Origin of the sequence: Rheinheimera sp. SA_1 (genome assembly GCF_001669775.1) — a bacterium.
In the GTDB taxonomy this organism is placed as follows: Bacteria; Pseudomonadota; Gammaproteobacteria; order Enterobacterales; family Alteromonadaceae; genus Pararheinheimera.
This window is the reverse complement of the sequence record NZ_LXWK01000015.1, coordinates 412,698-428,502: the sequence shown is the minus strand read 5'-3', so window position 1 is coordinate 428,502 and position 15,805 is coordinate 412,698. Positions and strand designations below refer to the sequence as shown.

Below are 15,805 nucleotides of genomic sequence, written 5' to 3'. Positions count from 1 at the left end.
ATTTGCCCCTAAGCGCACAATTTCAAAGTGAATTTATTTTTTCTGATCTCGCCAGAAAGTTGGATTTTTGGAGTTGATTTCCAAAAATTGGTTAATCGAAACGATAACAACAGAGATATGAATTGACTGTACCGCAACATCGACCGGTTTTTGAACGGGTTGTTATGTTTTTAAATCAATCCGCTGGTGAATATTGGTCCATTGATCCGGGAATTTACCTTGTAGCACATAAGAAAAAGCAATCAATTCTGCAATCAGCAGGTAGAGCTCTTTGGGGATTTGATCGCCAAGCTCAATCTGCCGCAGCAGTTTACTCAGTTCTTCATCTTCATGGATCAACACGCCATGTTCCCGCGCCAGCGCGATGATTTCATCGGCTAGTTCGCCATGGCCTTTGGCAACAATTTTTGGCGCTGATTGACCGTCGTAGTGCAGAGCAATCGCGGCTTTTTCATTCGTGCCTTTGCTGTTGGCAGGTTGTTCAACAGTGACTTTGTCGTAACGTTTATCCGTCATACCCGTACCGCCAATAAACTGTTACTGCGAGCAAACAGTTGCTCTGGAATTTTGCCGAGCTGGCATTGGGCTTCGGTCACCGCAAGCCCCTGCATTTTTAGCCGGTCTTTTAACAGCGGCAAAAACTGCTCGGCGCTGCTGACAACCTGTGCTTGTTCAGCATAAAACTGCAGGCTGACTTCCAATCCGGTTAATCGAACCTGCACCAACAGATTACCGGCATCGGCTAAATCAAACTTCATCGTCAACTGCCATTGCTGGCGTTTGGCTTCACCGGCTTTGCCATCGGCTTCCCGCTCGGTCAAAGCCAGTTCAGCAAACCGACTTTCCCCTTGTTGTACTAAGGGTAGCTGAATAAACAATTGCTGATGCTGCTGTGGTGATTGTGCTTGTTCGGCGGTGGCAAACTGTGCGCCTTGCATTTTACTGGCATGTCCGGCGAGCTGCTTCAACAATTGACTGGACTGGGTTTGATCCAGCTGCGCCACCAGGTTCTGCAGCCGCTGCGCCGGACTGGATTTCACATCCGCTGTCGGCTGGTTACCAAGCCGACCGAGCAGTAACTGTAAAGCAACAGCCAGTGTGCTGGCGCTGCTGTTGGTCTGACTGATTTGCTGCAGTGGATTAAACTGCAGCGCAGCGGTTAGTTGTTGCTGCAGTTGCGCTTGCTGAATAGGGCGTGAGCTATCCAGGGTCTGTGCTTTGAGTTCTTTTAAAATGGCCAGAACAGCGGGTGGCAATTCCGGCAACTCCAGCAAAGGATCCACTGTGGGATTTTGTAAGGGCAGCCATTGCCGCCAGGCATTGCTGACATCAACCGTAATTTTCGAAGGTTGTTGCTGCGGATTGACTGCTGTCGCCGACTGTGATGGTTGCCATTGAATAGATCTGTTCAGCGCGGTACTTTCAACTTTGACCTGTGTCGCCGAGGCCGAGTCAGCCGTTAGTTGCAGTTGCCATGTCGGACTTTTTCCTGCGACTGGCATCGCTTGGAGTTGCCAGTTTGGCAATGTCCCGGCTTTGCTATTTGCTTGCGGCAATTCTAGTTTACCAAGTTGTAACTGGCCGTTATCTAACGATATGGCACTGGGTTGCAGCGCTTTCGCCAGCACCGGTAACAAGGCGGTGGTTTGTACAGCAGTGAACACTTGTGTTTTGTGGATCTGACTGGCCGCCGCAGTTGGTGACGTTGTGGTACCCGGCAGCAGGGCGACAGTACTTTGTTTGTCTGTCCCTGGTTTCACTGCGCCAGCACTTGGTTGGTCCCGCTCTGGCACAGTATCCTGCAAAGTGATACTGATTTTTATTTGCCCTTGCACTAACTGCACCGTCAGCTGTGCCATTTTTGGTGGCTGGACTGGCCAGTCGGCCGCACCTTCAAGCCAACTGGTTGGTAACTGTAATTGCTGCTGATTTGGCAATGTCATCACTAATTGTTGCTGTTGGCGTTGCAGTTGCACCAGCATTGCGAGTGGTTGTTGCAGTTGGCTGCCAAGTAATTGCATTAATTGCGATGGTTGCAGCGGAATATGCACCGGTGCTTGCTGGCTTTGGATCTGTAGCTGGCCTTGTGCGCCTGGCTGCAGCTGAAGTTGTAATTGCAGTGGCGAGTTGGTTACTGGCGGTTGTTGCGCTGCGGGTGAGTGAGCATTCTGTCCGGAAAGCTGACCTTGCAACTGACCATTTAACGTTACCTGGGTGGCCAGCGCCTGATTCGAGACCACTTGATTTTGCAACGCCGCTGGTGATTGTGGAGTGGCCTGCAACAGCAAGGCAGTTTGTTGTGGGGTTAATTGAATTTGTACCGGGCCTTGTGGGGTTGCTACATGCAAATGACCACTGCCATCCGACCCAATATTCAGCAGCGCCTGATACAAAGTGTCAGGCATAAGTTTCAGACTTTGCAGGTTCGGTTGCGTCCTGCTGGAGCCAATCTGTAATAACGCATCAAGATTGATCTGGTTCATATTTTTGTCTGTTACCTGTGCTACCAAGGTTATAGCGCATTCGTATTCTACTGCCAATATGCTAATATGCGCGCTGTTTTTTAGAAGAGTAGCGCCGACCCCGTGTTAACTGCCAGCAATCTTTGTTGTGTTCGCCAGGACCGCATTTTGTTCGAAGCTGTCAACCTGCAATTGACGGCGGGGCAGCTATTACAGATTGGTGGTAAAAACGGTGCCGGCAAAAGCAGTTTATTACGCATTCTGGCAGGACTGGCGCAGCCGGATGATGGCGAAGTATTTTGGCAAAACCTCCCGCTGGCTGACGGTGATTTCCCGCAAAACCTGTGTTTTATTGGCCACTTAAGTGGTATTCAACCGCAATTAACAGCCCTGGAACACTTAGAGTTCTGGCAAGCAGCCTTTGGCTTTACCGCAACAGATGGTTTTCAGGTGCTGGCAACTCTGGGCTTGGCTGGACTTGAAGATATTCCATGTCAGCTATTATCGGCGGGTCAGCAGCGCCGGGTGTCCTTAGCCAGATTATGGCTGACCACCAGGCCACTGTGGATTTTAGACGAACCATTTACCGCGCTGGATCAATCAGCGATTTTGCTGTTACAGCACAAGTTTACCGAACACCTCGAGAACGGCGGCGCCATTATTTTGACCACACATCAGCCGTTAACCCAGCATTTTCCTGCCGCACAACTTTTGGAGCTTGCCTACCGATGGTGATGTTTAAAGCAGCTTTTGTGCGGGAATGGCGGTTGTTGGCGCGGCAAAAGGCCGATTGGCTGAATCCACTGATGTTCTTTCTGATCGTGTTAACCTTGTTCCCGCTGGGTATCGGTGCCAAGCCTAATTTGCTGGCGGAAATTGCCCCCGGTATTATCTGGATTGCAGCTCTGCTCAGTGTGTTGCTCGGGGCAGAACGGTTATTTAAAGACGATTTTCGCCAGGGTGTGCTGGAACAGTTAGTGGCAGCAGAAGAGCCGATGCTGGCATATGTGCTGGCAAAAATTGTCAGCAGTTGGTGTAGTACCGCGTTGCCGCTGCTGCTGATCTCGCCGCTGATTGCGTTATTATTGGGATTGGATACCGCGGCCTGGCTGGCAGTGTTGTTGACCTTGCTGCTTGGCACGCCGCTGTTGAACTTGCTGGCGGCACTTGGCGCGGCGTTAACACTTTCTGCCGACAAAGGTGGCATTTTACTGGCTTTACTGATTTTACCTTTGTATATTCCGCTGCTTATTTTTGCCAGTGCCGCAGTAGATCAGGCTAGCCTTGGTCTGGACTATTCGGGACAACTGGCCGTATTAAGCGCTATGTTATGTCTGGCGCTGGCACTGGTGCCGCTGGCCGTGCTCAAAGCATTAAAACTAAACGTGGGGTGATATGTTTAAGTGGCTTGATCCATATGCAAAACCAGAAACATTGTACCGAATTTGCGGATTATGGTTTCCCTGGTTAATGACCGCTGCTGTGGCTACTTTATTGCTAGGCACAGTGTGGGGGCTGGCCTTTACCCCGGCCGATTATCAGCAAGGTGACAGCTACCGGATCATCCATATTCATGTGCCTTCGGCGATTTGGTCAATGGGCGCATATAGCAGCATGGCGATTGCCGCTTTGATTGCGCTGGTGTGGCAGGTGAAAGCGGCGCAGTGGGCCGTTGGAGCTATAGCGCCGATTGGCGCTGTATTTACGGTGATTGCGCTTTTCACCGGCGCCGCCTGGGGCAAACCAATGTGGGGCACCTGGTGGGTGTGGGATGCCAGACTTACGTCAGAGCTGATTTTGTTATTTTTGTATTTAGGTGTGATTGCGCTGTCAGGCGCTTTTGCTGACCGGCAGACCGGTGCCAAAGCTTCGGCTTTACTGGCCGTTGTCGGCGTTGTTAACCTGCCAATCATTCACTTCTCAGTCGAATGGTGGAACACCTTACACCAGGGCGCCACTATCACTAAATTTGCCAAACCTTCGATTGATGCCAGCATGTTGTGGCCTTTGCTCATTTCGATTTTGGCCTTTGGATTGTGGCTGGCGGCGCTCACCTGTCTGCGCTTGAAAACTGCCATTTTACAAAATGAGCAACACCGGCCCTGGGTGCGGCAACTTACCGCTTCAGCGGCGAAAGAGGGTTAAGTAGATGCCAGAGTTACACTTTTCTTCCTGGAATGCGTTTTTTGCGATGGGCGGTTATAGCTTATTCGTCTGGTTATCTTTTGGCGTTACTTTTGCGTTGCTGGGTCTGCTATGGTGGTTTAGTCAGGCCGGACACCGGCAATTGCTGCGGGAACTCGCGGCGAAACAAGCGCGGGAATTGCGGGTGCAACAACAGTTACTTAAACAGTCTGAGCAGCAGTCAAAGCAGCAGTCAGCACAGGAGCAGTCGGCATGAATCCAAGACGTAAACAGCGGCTGATGGCGGTCAGTGCCATTTTGTTGTTATTAAGTGGTGCTGTTGGCGCGATGTTGTATGCATTGCAGGAAAATGTCGATTTATTCTATACGCCAAGTCAGTTGCTGGACGGCATAGGCAAGGACAAAGTAAAACCGGTACCGGGCCAAAGATTGCGTATCGGCGGCATGGTCGTGCCAGGATCAGTAAAACGCGATGAAACCACCTTAAAAGTGAGTTTTGATTTGGTCGATACCGGGCCGATCGTCACTGTGCATTATGAAGGCATTTTGCCGGACTTGTTCCGCGAAGGGCAGGGCATTGTAGCGCAGGGCACTTTGCTGGATGCCACCAATATTGCCGCCACTGAAGTGCTGGCCAAGCATGATGAAGACTATATGCCGCCGGAAGTCGCTGCAGCGATGAAGGGGATTAAGCATGTGCCACCTTCGAAAACTTACCCGCAACAAACAAGCCCGCAACAAACATACCCGGCCAAAGCCGAATCAAAACCGGTAGCTGAGGCACAACAATGATCCCAGAAATTGGCCAACTGGCGCTGACGTTTGCGCTGGCGTTATCGTTGCTACTGGCGGTAGTGCCGTTATACGGTAGCTTTGTCGCCAATCAACGGGCGTTATTACTGGCCAAACCGTTGGCCATTGGCATGTTTGTGCTGAGCGCTTTTGCGATGGGCTGCCTGATTTACGCCTTTTTGCACAGTGATTTTACCGTCATCAATGTCGCCAGTAATTCCAGTACCACCTTGCCCTGGTATTTTAAAATGACTGCCAGTTTTGGCTCGCACGAAGGCTCTATGCTGCTGTGGGTCAGTATGCTGACGTTGTGGACGGCCTTGGTGGCGCTTTTTTCCAAATCACTGCCGCTGTTGATGCAAGGCCGTATTCTGGGTGTGCTGGGGCTGATTTGCCTTGGTTTTATCGCCTTTTCACTTTTTATGTCTAATCCATTTGCCCGCAGTTTGCCGTTTTATCCGGTTGAAGGCCGTGATTTAAACCCGCTGCTGCAGGATTTTGGCATGATCGTGCATCCGCCGTTGTTGTACCTGGGTTATGTTGGTTTTGCGGTGACTTTTGCGTTTGCCATCGCTGCACTGATCGGCGGTAAATTTGACAGTACCTGGGCGCGCTGGGCCAGACCCTGGACCTTAGCGGCCTGGATGTTTCTGACCATGGGCATCATGCTTGGCAGTTGGTGGGCTTATAACGAGCTTGGCTGGGGCGGCTGGTGGTTCTGGGATCCGGTTGAAAATGCCTCCTTTATGCCATGGCTGGTGGGGACTGCGTTATTGCACTCGCTGGCGGTGACTGAAAAACGTGGCACTTTTAAATCCTGGACAGTGCTGTTGGCCATCGCCGCATTTTCTTTAAGCCTGATGGGCGCATTTTTAGTGCGCTCCGGTGTGCTGGTGTCGGTGCATTCTTTTGCCACCGATCCAAGTCGTGGTTTGTATTTATTGGTGTTTTTATTACTGGTGGTTGGCGGTTCGTTGTTTTTATACGCGCTGCGGATGAATGCGGTGCGCTCGCAAGCGCGGTATCAACTGTTCAGTCGCGAAGTACTGCTATGGGGCAATAACGTATTTTTGCTGACGGCAACGCTGGTAGTGTTCCTTGGCACCATGTATCCGTTGTTTCACAAAGAGTTGGGCCTGGGTTCCATTTCTATCGGCGAGCCGTTTTTTAATCAGATGTTTTTTTACTTAGCCATCCCATTCAGTTTGCTGCTGGGCATGGGTCCCTGGGTGCGCTGGAAGCAACAGACGTTACCGCCGTTGCTGAAACCTTTGACGCTGGTAGCACTGGCAGCATTAACCCTGGCACTTGGCTATCTGACTTTAACCCAGCAACTGGCAGCCAATCTGGCATTGCTCGGCATGTTGCTTGGTGCCTGGGTTGGGATGTCAGCGATTGGTGAAGTTTGGCAGCGTATGCAACAACTTGGCGGCATCAGCACTGGTTTTGGCCGGTTGCAGGCCAGCCATTGGGGCATGACTATCGCTCATATCGGTTTTGCGGTGTTAGTGATTGGCGTGGCGATGACCAAGACGCTCAGCATTGAAACCGACGTGCGGATGAAAATTGGCGACACTGCAGCACTTGGCGGTTATGAGTTTAAGCTGCTGGATGTGTATGAACTCAAAGGCGCTAATTATGGTGGTCAGGCAGCTGAAATCGCGGTAACCGAACAAGGGCAGCCGATTGCCCAGCTGCACGCCGAAAAACGTTTTTATCCGATCCAAAAAACCGTGATGACCGAAGCTGCCGTGCATGCCAGACTCAGCCGTGATTTATTTGTGGCGCTAGGTGAGGAAATTGCGGGGCCGTCCTGGTCAGTGCGGGTTTATGTAAAGCCGTTTGTGCGTTGGATATGGCTCGGTGGTTTATTGATGGCGTTGGGTGGTTTGATTGCATTGCTGGATAAACGCTATCGGCGCAGCTTTGTCGCTGCTCCGCTGCAAGAGCCAGAGCAGACGCTGGAACCGCAGCAATCGCAGGAGCCAGCCAATGCGTAAGTTGTTATTTTTTATTCCTTTTGCGCTTTTTATAGGCCTCAGCATGTTTCTGTTCAGTGGTTTGTTTTCTGATCCACGCCAACATGGTTCGGCATTGGTGCAGCGACAATTGCCACAGTTTCAGTTGCCGGACTTGATGCAACCGGAAAAACGCTGGACGGCAGATGAGCTTAAAGGTGAACCATATTTCCTGAATGTCTGGGGCACCTGGTGTCCAACCTGTAATGCTGAACTGGCGTTTCTAACGCAGCTGCGCCAGCAAGGGGTACGGATTGTTGGTTTGTATTATGTGCAGCCGCTGGACGCCGCTTTTGGTGAAACCTTTGACCTGAAGGCTTTGCAACAAGACGTGCAGCAAAAGCTGGCCGAGCAAGGCGATCCTTACCAGTTTAATTTGCTGGACGAACATCGGACGTTGATTTTTGATTTAGGCGTCAGCGGTGCCCCTGAAACCTTTTTGGTGGATGCCGATGGCGTGATCCGCGCTCATCATGTCGGAGATATTAACCCGCAAAACTGGTCGGCGCTGGCGGAAGCTTATCAGCAACTGGTGAGGAAATAACATGCGTATAGTTATGCTTTTACTGTGTTTTTTCGCCACATTGCCGACGCTGGCTGCTGAAGAGATTTTACCTTTTGCCGACCCCAAACAACAGGCACTGTTTCGCGAATTGACGCATGAACTGCGTTGCCCCAAATGCCAAAACCAGAATATCGCTGATTCAAATGCGGTGGTGGCGGTTGATATGCGCAAAAAGACCTATGAGCTGGTGCAGCAAGGGCAAGATAAAACCCAGGTGATTGAATATATGAAACTTCGTTATGGTGACTTTGTGCATTACCAGCCACCGCTGCAACTCAGCACCATTTGGCTGTGGTTATTGCCAGCCTTGTTAGTGCTGGGGATGGGCTTGTATGTGCTTCGAAAAAATAACCAGCAACAGATGCTGGTCAATGACGATGTTTCATCAGAGCTTGATGCTGAACTTCAAGCCATGATCGATGAAGTTGCCGTCAAAGCAAGCGCCGGGGATAAACCAGTATGATATTGAACCTGATCTTTGCTGCGCTGATGTTACTGTTATCTGCAGCGGTATTGATTTTCTGGCCGCGCCGGGCAAAAACCACCGCAGATCAAAGCCAAAAAGAATTATTTCGCGAACGGCTACAACTGTTGGTACAAGCGCGGGACTATGGTGAGTTGGCCGACGAAGATTTTGCCACTGCTGCTGCTGAGCTGAAAAGCCAGTTTCTGGTGCTGGAGCAACAACGGCAGGCCACCCCGGAGAAGCGCCACTTTAAGCTCGAATTTACCATGCTGACGGTGGTCGTGCTGGTGGTGGCCATCAGCTACAGCCTGAACGGCCATTACCAGCAGCTAACAGACTGGGAAACCGCCCAACAGAATCTACCGTCATACGGCGAGCGTTCATTGCTGAATAAAGGCGAGCCGCTGTCCGAAGCAGAGATGACTTTGTTTGGGCTGGCACTTCGCACCAAACTCGCTAACGAAGGCGATGACGCGGTCGCCTGGTTTGTATTGGGCCGGATTTGGTTCTCACAAGGTTTAGTCGATGAAGCCATTGAATCTTTCGAACGCGCACTGAGTCTGACTCCTGACCGCAGTAATCTGCTGTTAAGTTACGCCCAGGCACTGTTGGTGACTGAAAGTGCGGAAAATTTGCAAAAAGCCGCCCGTAGTCTGGGGCGGGTGCTGGAAGTTGACCCGGGAAATCAGGATGCACTGGCGATGCTGGCATTGATTGCTCAGGAACGAGGGGATTTTGCCGAAGCAAAAGCCGCCTGGCAGGTGGTGCTGGCACAAATTCCGGCTGACGACCCAAGACGCAGTATGATTGAGCAACAGCTGGCGCAGTTGCCTGCAGCGAATAACGCCGAACAAGCAACGAACAGTACCAATTCTGATCCGCTGGCAAATAGTACCGCGACTGCAACCAATGAAAAATCAGATCTGCCAACGGCTGGTCGGCGTATCAGTTTAGAGCTGACGATACCGCCGGAGCTCGCCACAAAATTTGCCAACGCCACCTTGTTTGTGGTGGCCAAAGCGGTCGCTGGTTCGCCGATGCCGTTAGCAGTCCAGAAATTACCTGTGAAAGCGGGTACGCAACAGATTGAACTGACTTCAGCTATGGTGATGCAAGCCGGTTGGGGTCTGGATAATGTCGATGAGGTTATGGTATCGGCCCGTTTGAGCCAATCAGGAGCAGTCACCAAAACTGCGGGCGATCCAGAAGTGCAATCCGCTGTGCTTGATCTGAGCAAAGGCCCGGTCAAGCTCAGTTTAACAATGGAGTAAATGGATGAATTCAATCATTAAATTATCACTGGCGACAGCGCTGCTTTCGCTGGCCGCCTGTAGCAGCAAGCCGCAACATACCGCGGCCGAAACCAGTGTTGAGCCGGTAAATGCTGCTGAAAATGCTCAGGTTGCGGTTTATCAGGATGAGCGCGACCCGTTTGAGTCGTTTAACCGCTCAATGTGGACTTTCAACTACGATTATCTCGACGAATATGTGTTGCGTCCAGCGACTGTTGGTTACATGACAGTGGTCCCAAAACCAGCCCGTACTGGTTTATCGAACCTGGTGAATAACCTGAATGAACCGGCGAACTTCGTGAACGGCCTGTTGCAAGGCAAACCGAAACATTCTGCCATCAGTGCTGGCCGGTTTCTGGTGAACAGCACCGTTGGTTTAGTTGGTCTTATTGACGTGGCAACCCCTATGGGCCTCGATGTCAAAGAAGAAGATTTTGGTCAGTCGCTGGGTGTCTGGGGTGTGGGGCAGGGGCCATTTTTGATGATCCCAGCGCGCGGTCCTACGACAGTACGAAATTTTACCGGTGAGCTGGTCGACAACCTGTATTTCCCGATGTCAGTGCTAAACACGCCACAGACCATTGCCAAGTTTACCATCGGCGCATTGTCGGGTCGTGAAGCGTTAATGGCGCAGGAAAAACTGCTCAATGACTCGTTAGATCCTTATGCATTTGTCAAAGACGCTTACTTCCAACGCCAGGACTATCAGCTGTATGACGGTAATCCGCCAGAGCAGGAAGTCGACGAAGCCGCACTGGAAGAGTTTCTGGAGTGATCCGGTCGTCTGAAAATGAGTTTATACCCAAAATCATTGACGATGTGGGTAGGCGGCAACTGAAAGAGTCTGGAGCGCCAGTCCGACCCGGAGCATAGTTGTCCTATGTGACGGGCCGGGCTGGCGCTCCAGTGATAGAAGGCGGCCAACAACCCCGCAGCTTCAAGGATGAAGGGGATATTGGTGAAATATCCGGCAAAAAGGGGCATCCATCTGGACTGCCCCTTTTCATTTGGCGGTCGGTGCGGTATAAACGGCTGTCAAAAACAAATACCCTCAACTTACAGATAATTATTAGAAACAGGAAATACCAGCATGCCTACTAAGATCAGCGCCCTCACGCTGGTGGCAATGTTGTGCCTGACAAGCTGCAAAGGAGCGATCCGATGAGTCAGAGTTCAACAACTGCCACTGCTATCCAGCCAGAATTTGATACCTTATGGGGCCATCCAAAACCGTTATGGATGTTGTTTATGGCCGAGTTCTGGGAACGTTTTGCGTTCTACGGTATTCGCTGGGCCTTAACTTTATATATCGTGGCGCAATTTTTTGCCGGTGATGCCAGTGGCGAAGGGTACGCTAGCCGCACTTATGGTGCTTATTTAGCACTGGTGTATGCCACCGCGATTTTTGGTGGTTATGTCGCGGATCGGATCATTGGTTATCAGAAGTCGATTCTGCTCGGCGCTGTGGTGATGTCGCTCGGTCTCTTTATGATAATGCTGCCAAATCAGCAACTGTTTTTACTCGGCCTGTCGACAGTGATTGTCGGTAATGGTCTGTTTAAGCCGAATATATCGTCGTTGGTCGGTAAGCTGTATGCGCAGAATGACGACCGCCGTGACCGTGGTTTTACCATTTTCTACATGGGTATCAACTTAGGTGGTTTCCTGGCGCCGTTAGCCACTGGCTATCTGGCCTCTGAAATTTTCGGTACGCCGCAACATCAGAATTATAAAGTGGTGTTCGGTGCTGCTGGTGTCGGTATGTTAATCAGCACCATCTGGTTCTTTATTGGCCGGGCCCAACTCAAAGGCACCGGCTTACTGCCGGAAGATCCACCAGCTGGCAATAACATGCTGAAAACCATCATCGGTATTGTTGTGGCTATTCCGGCGGTTTATGCGCTGATGGCCTTTGTTGGTGCGCAGGCGCTGGCGTGGTTATTAGGTCTGTTGTTTATTGCGGTGGCGATTTACCTGTTGGTTGAAGCGAAAAAGACCGGCCGGGTGCAGCTTGATCGTGTGATTGCCTTGTTAGTGCTATTTGGTTTTAACGTCACCTTCTGGATGTTCTTTGAACAAGCAGGTAGTTCGTTTAACTTCCTGGCGCAGAATCTGGTGAATCGCGATATGTTTGGCGATGGCAGCTTTATCTTCCCAACCGGTTGGTTCCAGAGTATTAACTCGCTGGCGATTCTGGCATTTGCACCGGTACTGAGTTATGTCTGGTATCTGACAGCCAGCAAGAAAAAAGAGCCAAGTATTCCGTTTAAATTTGGTTTGGGCTTACTCGGCAACGCACTGGGTTTTGTGGTGCTGATGTACGCACTGACTAATTTGGTCACTGGTGATGGTTTAATTCCGCTGTGGCCGCTGGTGGCTTGTTATGTGCTGCAATCGATTGGTGAGCTGTGCTTGTCGCCAATTGGTCTGTCGATGGTCACCAAGCTGGCTCCGGCGCGGGTGGTTGGTCTGGCGATGGGCGCCTGGTTCTTATCGGTCGCAACCGGCAACAACTTGTCTGGTTTGCTGGCAGGTGAAATTTCCGGCGAAACCGGCATGACGATTGATTCGGCACTAGCTGGTTTTAGCTTCAGCTTCTATCTGTTGTTAGGCGCCGGCATTGTGCTGCTGCTGATTTCGCCATTGATCAACAAACTGATGCATGGCGTGAAGTAACACTTTGATATTGGTCATGAAAAAGCCGGCTGAAAATTGCCGGCTTTTTTATTCGTCTTATTCGTTGGAATTTGATGCGGTGAATTGCAGTTGATGCCTCGCCTGACGTAGCTGCGGGCCCACTAACAAAAAAGTTAATGGTCGGGTCAGCAATGGATACACCAGCACTAGCAGCACAGCCCACAATAACGCTTCAGGAATAGTTGCGGCACGAGCAATCGCCAAAAAAGGCGGGATCAATACCAGCAGCTTTAACACATTCAGCAGTAACTTTTTTGGTACCGGCAATAAATCGCTGGCACGGCGGATCACGGCCATCCGCTCGCGAAAATTCAGGCCTTTGAGTTCAGGCAGCGACTGACTATTCCAATACAACATGTTCATTCTCACTTTGCTCTTTGTTATAAGGGCTACGGGCGTAACAAAAAGCCCGATCTCAAGTAATTTGATTTCGGGCTTTGCTGTTACCGGGATCAGAGTCGCGCTCTGAACCCAAATTTGTTATTTCAGCTTTTGCTGCAGTTCAGCCAGTACCGCATCCAGATTCAGCACCGTTTTTTCACCAGTGCGACGGTTTTTGTATTCGACATTCCGCTCGTCCAGATTCCGCTCACCAATAATAATATGATGTGGCACACCGACCAGCTCCATATCTGCGAACATCACGCCCGGCCGCTCTTTGCGATCGTCAAACAGCACTTCAAACCCAGCAGCGGTCAGCTCTTTGTAAAGCTGTTCAGCCGCTTCCTGAATGCGTACCGATTTGTGCATATTCATTGGCACAATCGCGACCTGGAATGGCGCAATTGCATCTGGCCAGCTGATGCCATATTGATCGTGGTTTTGTTCGATAGCGGCCGCAACAATGCGCGATACACCGACACCATAACAACCCATGGTCATGATTTGGTGTTTGCCTTCTTCGTTCAGCACACCGGCTTTCATCGCCGCGGCATACTTTTCGCCGAGCTGGAAAATATGACCCACTTCAATGCCACGTTTTACCACTAATTTGCCTTTGCCACATGGGCTTGGGTCGCCTTCGACTACGTTGCGTAAATCGGCAGTTTGATACTGTGCGATATCACGGTCGAAGTTAACGCCGGTCAGATGGAAACCATCTTTGTTGGCGCCAGTGACAAAATTGGCCAGCACTGCAGCTGAATGGTCAACAATCACCGGGATGGTTAAACCAACCGGACCAATTGAGCCTGCAGTAGCGCCAGTGGCCGCCAGAATTTCTGCTTCCGTAGCGAAGGTCAGCGGTGATGCCACCAGCGGATGTTTGTCAGCTTTGATTTCGTTGAGTTCATGATCGCCGCGCAGCACCAGCGCAACCAAGCCTTGTGGGGCTTTTTCGTTGGCTTTGGCGGCATGCACCAGCAAGGTTTTGATAATATGAGTCGCATCGATATTCAGCAGCGCCGACACTTCAGCAATGGTTTTGGCATTTGGTGTTGCAACTTCTGCAACCGCGGCTGTGGCAGCAGGGCGAGCGACTGCTGGCGGTAGTGCATCGGCTTTTTCAATATTGGCGGCGTAATCACTTTCGTCAGAGAATACAATCGCATCTTCACCGGAAGCGGCCAGTACATGGAATTCATGCGAAACCGCACCACCAATGGCGCCGGTATCGGCCAGCACTGGGCGGAAATCCAGGCCTAAACGGGTGAAAATGTTGCTGTAAGCCTGATACATCGTCTGGTAAGTCTGCTCGAGGCTTTCCTGACTTAAATGAAATGAATAAGCATCTTTCATTAAAAATTCGCGTGCGCGCATCACACCAAACCGCGGACGGCGCTCATCACGGAATTTAGTTTGAATTTGGTATAAGTTAATTGGCAGCTGTTTGTAGCTGCTGATTTCTTTGCGAACTAAATCGGTAATCACTTCTTCGTGCGTTGGGCCAAGCACAAAATCACGTTGGTGACGGTCTTTAAAACGCAGAAGCTCGGCGTCCATTTGTTCCCAACGCCCTGATTCCTGCCACAGTTCAGCCGGTTGCACCATCGGCATCAGCACTTCAAGTGCGCCTGCTTTATTCATTTCGTCGCGAACAATGTTCTCAACTTTGCGCAGCACCCGCAGGCCAGTCGGCAACCAGGTGTACATGCCGGACGCTTCGCGGCGGATCATACCGGCGCGCAGCATCAGTTGATGGCTGATAATTTCGGCATCGGCCGGGGTTTCTTTTAAGGTAGAGACTAAATACTGACTGGTGCGCATAACCTTTCCACTGTGTCTGATGAAGCCCAATCAAGTTGGGCATATAATTTATGGGTGCCAATGACCTTATTCTAACAAGGCCTTTACTCGGGCAGAAGTTTAATCTGATGTTTAATCAGCTGCGGCGTGACATTTTGTCCGGCCAGCATACCGCCGACACTGTAAATCTCGCCATTGATGCTGACTAAGCTGCGTAAATCCATCACTGCTGTCGTTGCCTCAGCTCGAAGCCATTTTTGTTGCTTCAACGCATAAACATAAACTGCTGCACTGGGTTCGGATGCGGTGCCGTTGTAACCAATCCCATTGAAGTTATACGGGTTTTCGCTGCCACCGATCAAAGCAATCATTGGTTCGTCGTTCAGTGTGACTGCAATAGCTGACTGACGATAACGTGCTGGCTGGCCGTGGTGGGCGATGGGTTGCCAGTTAATTTTCAGTGCCGATTTAGCATCTACAGCGCCAAGGTAACATTGGCTTTCCATGGCATAACTGCGTTTGTCAGCGGCATAATTTAATTTAACGCCATCGCAAACCAGCAGCTGATTGCCAACTGCAGCACCGGCCAAACCAAACACCGGGGTGCCTGGAAACGGTGTGGCCTGTTGCCATTTTTGGCTGAAATTATCAAACACCTGCACCAAATTAACGTTGCCATCATTGTGCCAGCCGCTGATGAGGTAAATGTACCGATCCTGATAGCTGACTGCCAGACTGTCGTCCACCGGCACTGGCATATCGGGCAATTTGGTGTAGGTTTGGGTAATAGGGCTAAACCGGTAACTATCGGTCAGCGTGGTTTCAGTGCCATCTGCTGCGACGCTGTAACCGCTAAAGATAAAGAAGTTGTTGGACATGGCGAGGCCAGTCGCGGCTAAACGCCCGGATTTTCGCGCCTGATTAGGCACCGCAGCAACCGGTTGCCACATGGCATTGCCTTCGGTCAGCTGCCAGGCTTTGTTATGGCTGGAAGCTGCGGTTTTTTCAGCGCCCAATCCAGCAAAACTCACCAGATAACTTTTAGCGCGAACCGTTGTTTGTAACACCAACTGATTGCTGACCGGTTCTGGTAGCGGCGGCAAGGTGGCGGCTGTCGCAGCGACGCTCAGCAATAAGGTGGTCACGGCCGGGAGGACTGCGTTTATCCAGGTCCGGCGTGGCAA

At 51.0% G+C, this 15,805-nt stretch carries 16 protein-coding genes; 11 read left to right on the top strand and 5 right to left on the bottom strand.

From position 1 onward, the window contains the following. Positions 1 to 162: 162 nt before the first annotated feature. Entirely contained in the window at positions 163 to 516 is a 354-nt protein-coding gene (locus A5320_RS09165; protein ID WP_068063688.1) for an EscU/YscU/HrcU family type III secretion system export apparatus switch protein, read from the bottom strand. Further along, positions 513 to 2,483, bottom strand: coding sequence for a flagellar hook-length control protein FliK (gene fliK / locus A5320_RS09160; RefSeq protein ID WP_068063686.1), 1,971 nt, complete (start codon positions 2,481 to 2,483; stop codon positions 513 to 515). Before fliK ends, A5320_RS09165 begins: the two co-directional genes overlap by 4 nt. Before the next feature lie 102 nt (positions 2,484 to 2,585). On the opposite strand from fliK, the gene ccmA reads away from it, so the two are divergent. The 11 genes from ccmA (at position 2,586) to A5320_RS09105 (ending at position 12,416) form a co-directional block, all read left to right on the top strand. Further along, complete coding sequence (gene ccmA, locus A5320_RS09155) at positions 2,586 to 3,197, top strand: cytochrome c biogenesis heme-transporting ATPase CcmA (RefSeq protein WP_068063685.1); 612 nt, start codon at positions 2,586 to 2,588, stop codon at positions 3,195 to 3,197. Then, positions 3,191 to 3,856, top strand: a complete 666-nt coding sequence (ccmB, locus tag A5320_RS09150; protein WP_068063683.1) for a heme exporter protein CcmB — start codon at positions 3,191 to 3,193, stop codon at positions 3,854 to 3,856. The genes ccmA and ccmB overlap by 7 nt, the downstream gene beginning before the upstream one ends. A 1-nt stretch (position 3,857) precedes the next feature. Beyond that, positions 3,858 to 4,607, top strand: coding sequence for a heme ABC transporter permease (locus A5320_RS09145; RefSeq protein WP_068063681.1), 750 nt, complete (start codon positions 3,858 to 3,860; stop codon positions 4,605 to 4,607). A gap of 4 nt (positions 4,608 to 4,611) precedes the next feature. Continuing rightward, on the top strand, positions 4,612 to 4,863 hold the full coding sequence (gene ccmD / locus A5320_RS09140) for a heme exporter protein CcmD (RefSeq protein WP_068063679.1): 252 nt from the start codon (positions 4,612 to 4,614) through the stop codon (positions 4,861 to 4,863). Further along, positions 4,860 to 5,399, top strand: a complete 540-nt coding sequence (ccmE, locus tag A5320_RS09135; protein WP_082971647.1) for a cytochrome c maturation protein CcmE — start codon at positions 4,860 to 4,862, stop codon at positions 5,397 to 5,399. The genes ccmD and ccmE overlap by 4 nt, the downstream gene beginning before the upstream one ends. After that, positions 5,396 to 7,399, top strand: coding sequence for a heme lyase CcmF/NrfE family subunit (locus A5320_RS09130; protein WP_068063677.1), 2,004 nt, complete (start codon positions 5,396 to 5,398; stop codon positions 7,397 to 7,399). The genes ccmE and A5320_RS09130 overlap by 4 nt, the downstream gene beginning before the upstream one ends. Continuing rightward, positions 7,392 to 7,961: a redoxin family protein gene (locus A5320_RS09125; RefSeq protein ID WP_068063675.1), complete on the top strand. Its 570-nt coding sequence runs from the start codon at positions 7,392 to 7,394 to the stop codon at positions 7,959 to 7,961. The genes A5320_RS09130 and A5320_RS09125 overlap by 8 nt, the downstream gene beginning before the upstream one ends. Position 7,962: 1 nt before the next feature. Beyond that, on the top strand, positions 7,963 to 8,445 hold the full coding sequence (locus A5320_RS09120) for a cytochrome c-type biogenesis protein (protein WP_068063673.1): 483 nt from the start codon (positions 7,963 to 7,965) through the stop codon (positions 8,443 to 8,445). Next, positions 8,442 to 9,719 carry a c-type cytochrome biogenesis protein CcmI gene (gene ccmI / locus A5320_RS09115; RefSeq protein ID WP_068063671.1) on the top strand — a complete coding sequence of 426 codons (1,278 nt, stop codon included), beginning with the start codon at positions 8,442 to 8,444 and terminating at the stop codon, positions 9,717 to 9,719. Before A5320_RS09120 ends, ccmI begins: the two co-directional genes overlap by 4 nt. Positions 9,720 to 9,723: 4 nt before the next feature. Continuing rightward, on the top strand, positions 9,724 to 10,515 hold the full coding sequence (locus tag A5320_RS09110; RefSeq protein ID WP_068063669.1) for an MlaA family lipoprotein: 792 nt from the start codon (positions 9,724 to 9,726) through the stop codon (positions 10,513 to 10,515). Positions 10,516 to 10,901: 386 nt separating this feature from the next. Next, on the top strand, positions 10,902 to 12,416 hold the full coding sequence (locus A5320_RS09105) for a peptide MFS transporter (protein ID WP_068063667.1): 1,515 nt from the start codon (positions 10,902 to 10,904) through the stop codon (positions 12,414 to 12,416). 57 nt (positions 12,417 to 12,473) lie between these two features. Here A5320_RS09105 and A5320_RS09100 read toward each other — a convergent pair whose 3' ends face one another. The 3 genes from A5320_RS09100 to A5320_RS09090 all read right to left on the bottom strand — a co-directional run bounded on the left by A5320_RS09100 (position 12,474) and on the right by A5320_RS09090 (position 15,766). Beyond that, complete coding sequence (locus tag A5320_RS09100; RefSeq protein ID WP_231916696.1) at positions 12,474 to 12,800, bottom strand: DUF6170 family protein; 327 nt, start codon at positions 12,798 to 12,800, stop codon at positions 12,474 to 12,476. A 117-nt stretch (positions 12,801 to 12,917) separates the two neighbouring features. Continuing rightward, positions 12,918 to 14,642, bottom strand: a complete 1,725-nt coding sequence (locus A5320_RS09095) for a proline--tRNA ligase (protein WP_068063665.1) — start codon at positions 14,640 to 14,642, stop codon at positions 12,918 to 12,920. An 83-nt stretch (positions 14,643 to 14,725) separates the two neighbouring features. Continuing rightward, a complete protein-coding gene (locus tag A5320_RS09090) occupies positions 14,726 to 15,766 on the bottom strand; it encodes a Kelch repeat-containing protein (protein WP_231916695.1) in 1,041 nt (346 codons plus the stop codon). Between the last annotated feature and the right edge of the window lie 39 nt (positions 15,767 to 15,805).

What these genes read in the sequence shown, in the direction of transcription:
- A5320_RS09130 (WP_068063677.1), top strand. Translation starts at nt 5,396, where the DNA reads ATGATCCCAGAAATTGGCCAACTGGCGCTGACGTTTGCGCTGGCGTTA.
- ccmI (WP_068063671.1), top strand. Translation starts at nt 8,442, where the DNA reads ATGATATTGAACCTGATCTTTGCTGCGCTGATGTTACTGTTATCTGCA.
- A5320_RS09105 (WP_068063667.1), top strand. Translation starts at nt 10,902, where the DNA reads ATGAGTCAGAGTTCAACAACTGCCACTGCTATCCAGCCAGAATTTGAT.
- ccmE (WP_082971647.1), top strand. Translation starts at nt 4,860, where the DNA reads ATGAATCCAAGACGTAAACAGCGGCTGATGGCGGTCAGTGCCATTTTG.
- A5320_RS09100 (WP_231916696.1), bottom strand. Translation starts at nt 12,800, where the DNA reads ATGAACATGTTGTATTGGAATAGTCAGTCGCTGCCTGAACTCAAAGGC.
- A5320_RS09145 (WP_068063681.1), top strand. Translation starts at nt 3,858, where the DNA reads ATGTTTAAGTGGCTTGATCCATATGCAAAACCAGAAACATTGTACCGA.
- A5320_RS09120 (WP_068063673.1), top strand. Translation starts at nt 7,963, where the DNA reads ATGCGTATAGTTATGCTTTTACTGTGTTTTTTCGCCACATTGCCGACG.
- A5320_RS09165 (WP_068063688.1), bottom strand. Translation starts at nt 516, where the DNA reads ATGACGGATAAACGTTACGACAAAGTCACTGTTGAACAACCTGCCAAC.
- A5320_RS09110 (WP_068063669.1), top strand. Translation starts at nt 9,724, where the DNA reads ATGAATTCAATCATTAAATTATCACTGGCGACAGCGCTGCTTTCGCTG.
- ccmD (WP_068063679.1), top strand. Translation starts at nt 4,612, where the DNA reads ATGCCAGAGTTACACTTTTCTTCCTGGAATGCGTTTTTTGCGATGGGC.
- A5320_RS09125 (WP_068063675.1), top strand. Translation starts at nt 7,392, where the DNA reads ATGCGTAAGTTGTTATTTTTTATTCCTTTTGCGCTTTTTATAGGCCTC.
- fliK (WP_068063686.1), bottom strand. Translation starts at nt 2,483, where the DNA reads ATGAACCAGATCAATCTTGATGCGTTATTACAGATTGGCTCCAGCAGG.
- A5320_RS09095 (WP_068063665.1), bottom strand. Translation starts at nt 14,642, where the DNA reads ATGCGCACCAGTCAGTATTTAGTCTCTACCTTAAAAGAAACCCCGGCC.
- ccmB (WP_068063683.1), top strand. Translation starts at nt 3,191, where the DNA reads ATGGTGATGTTTAAAGCAGCTTTTGTGCGGGAATGGCGGTTGTTGGCG.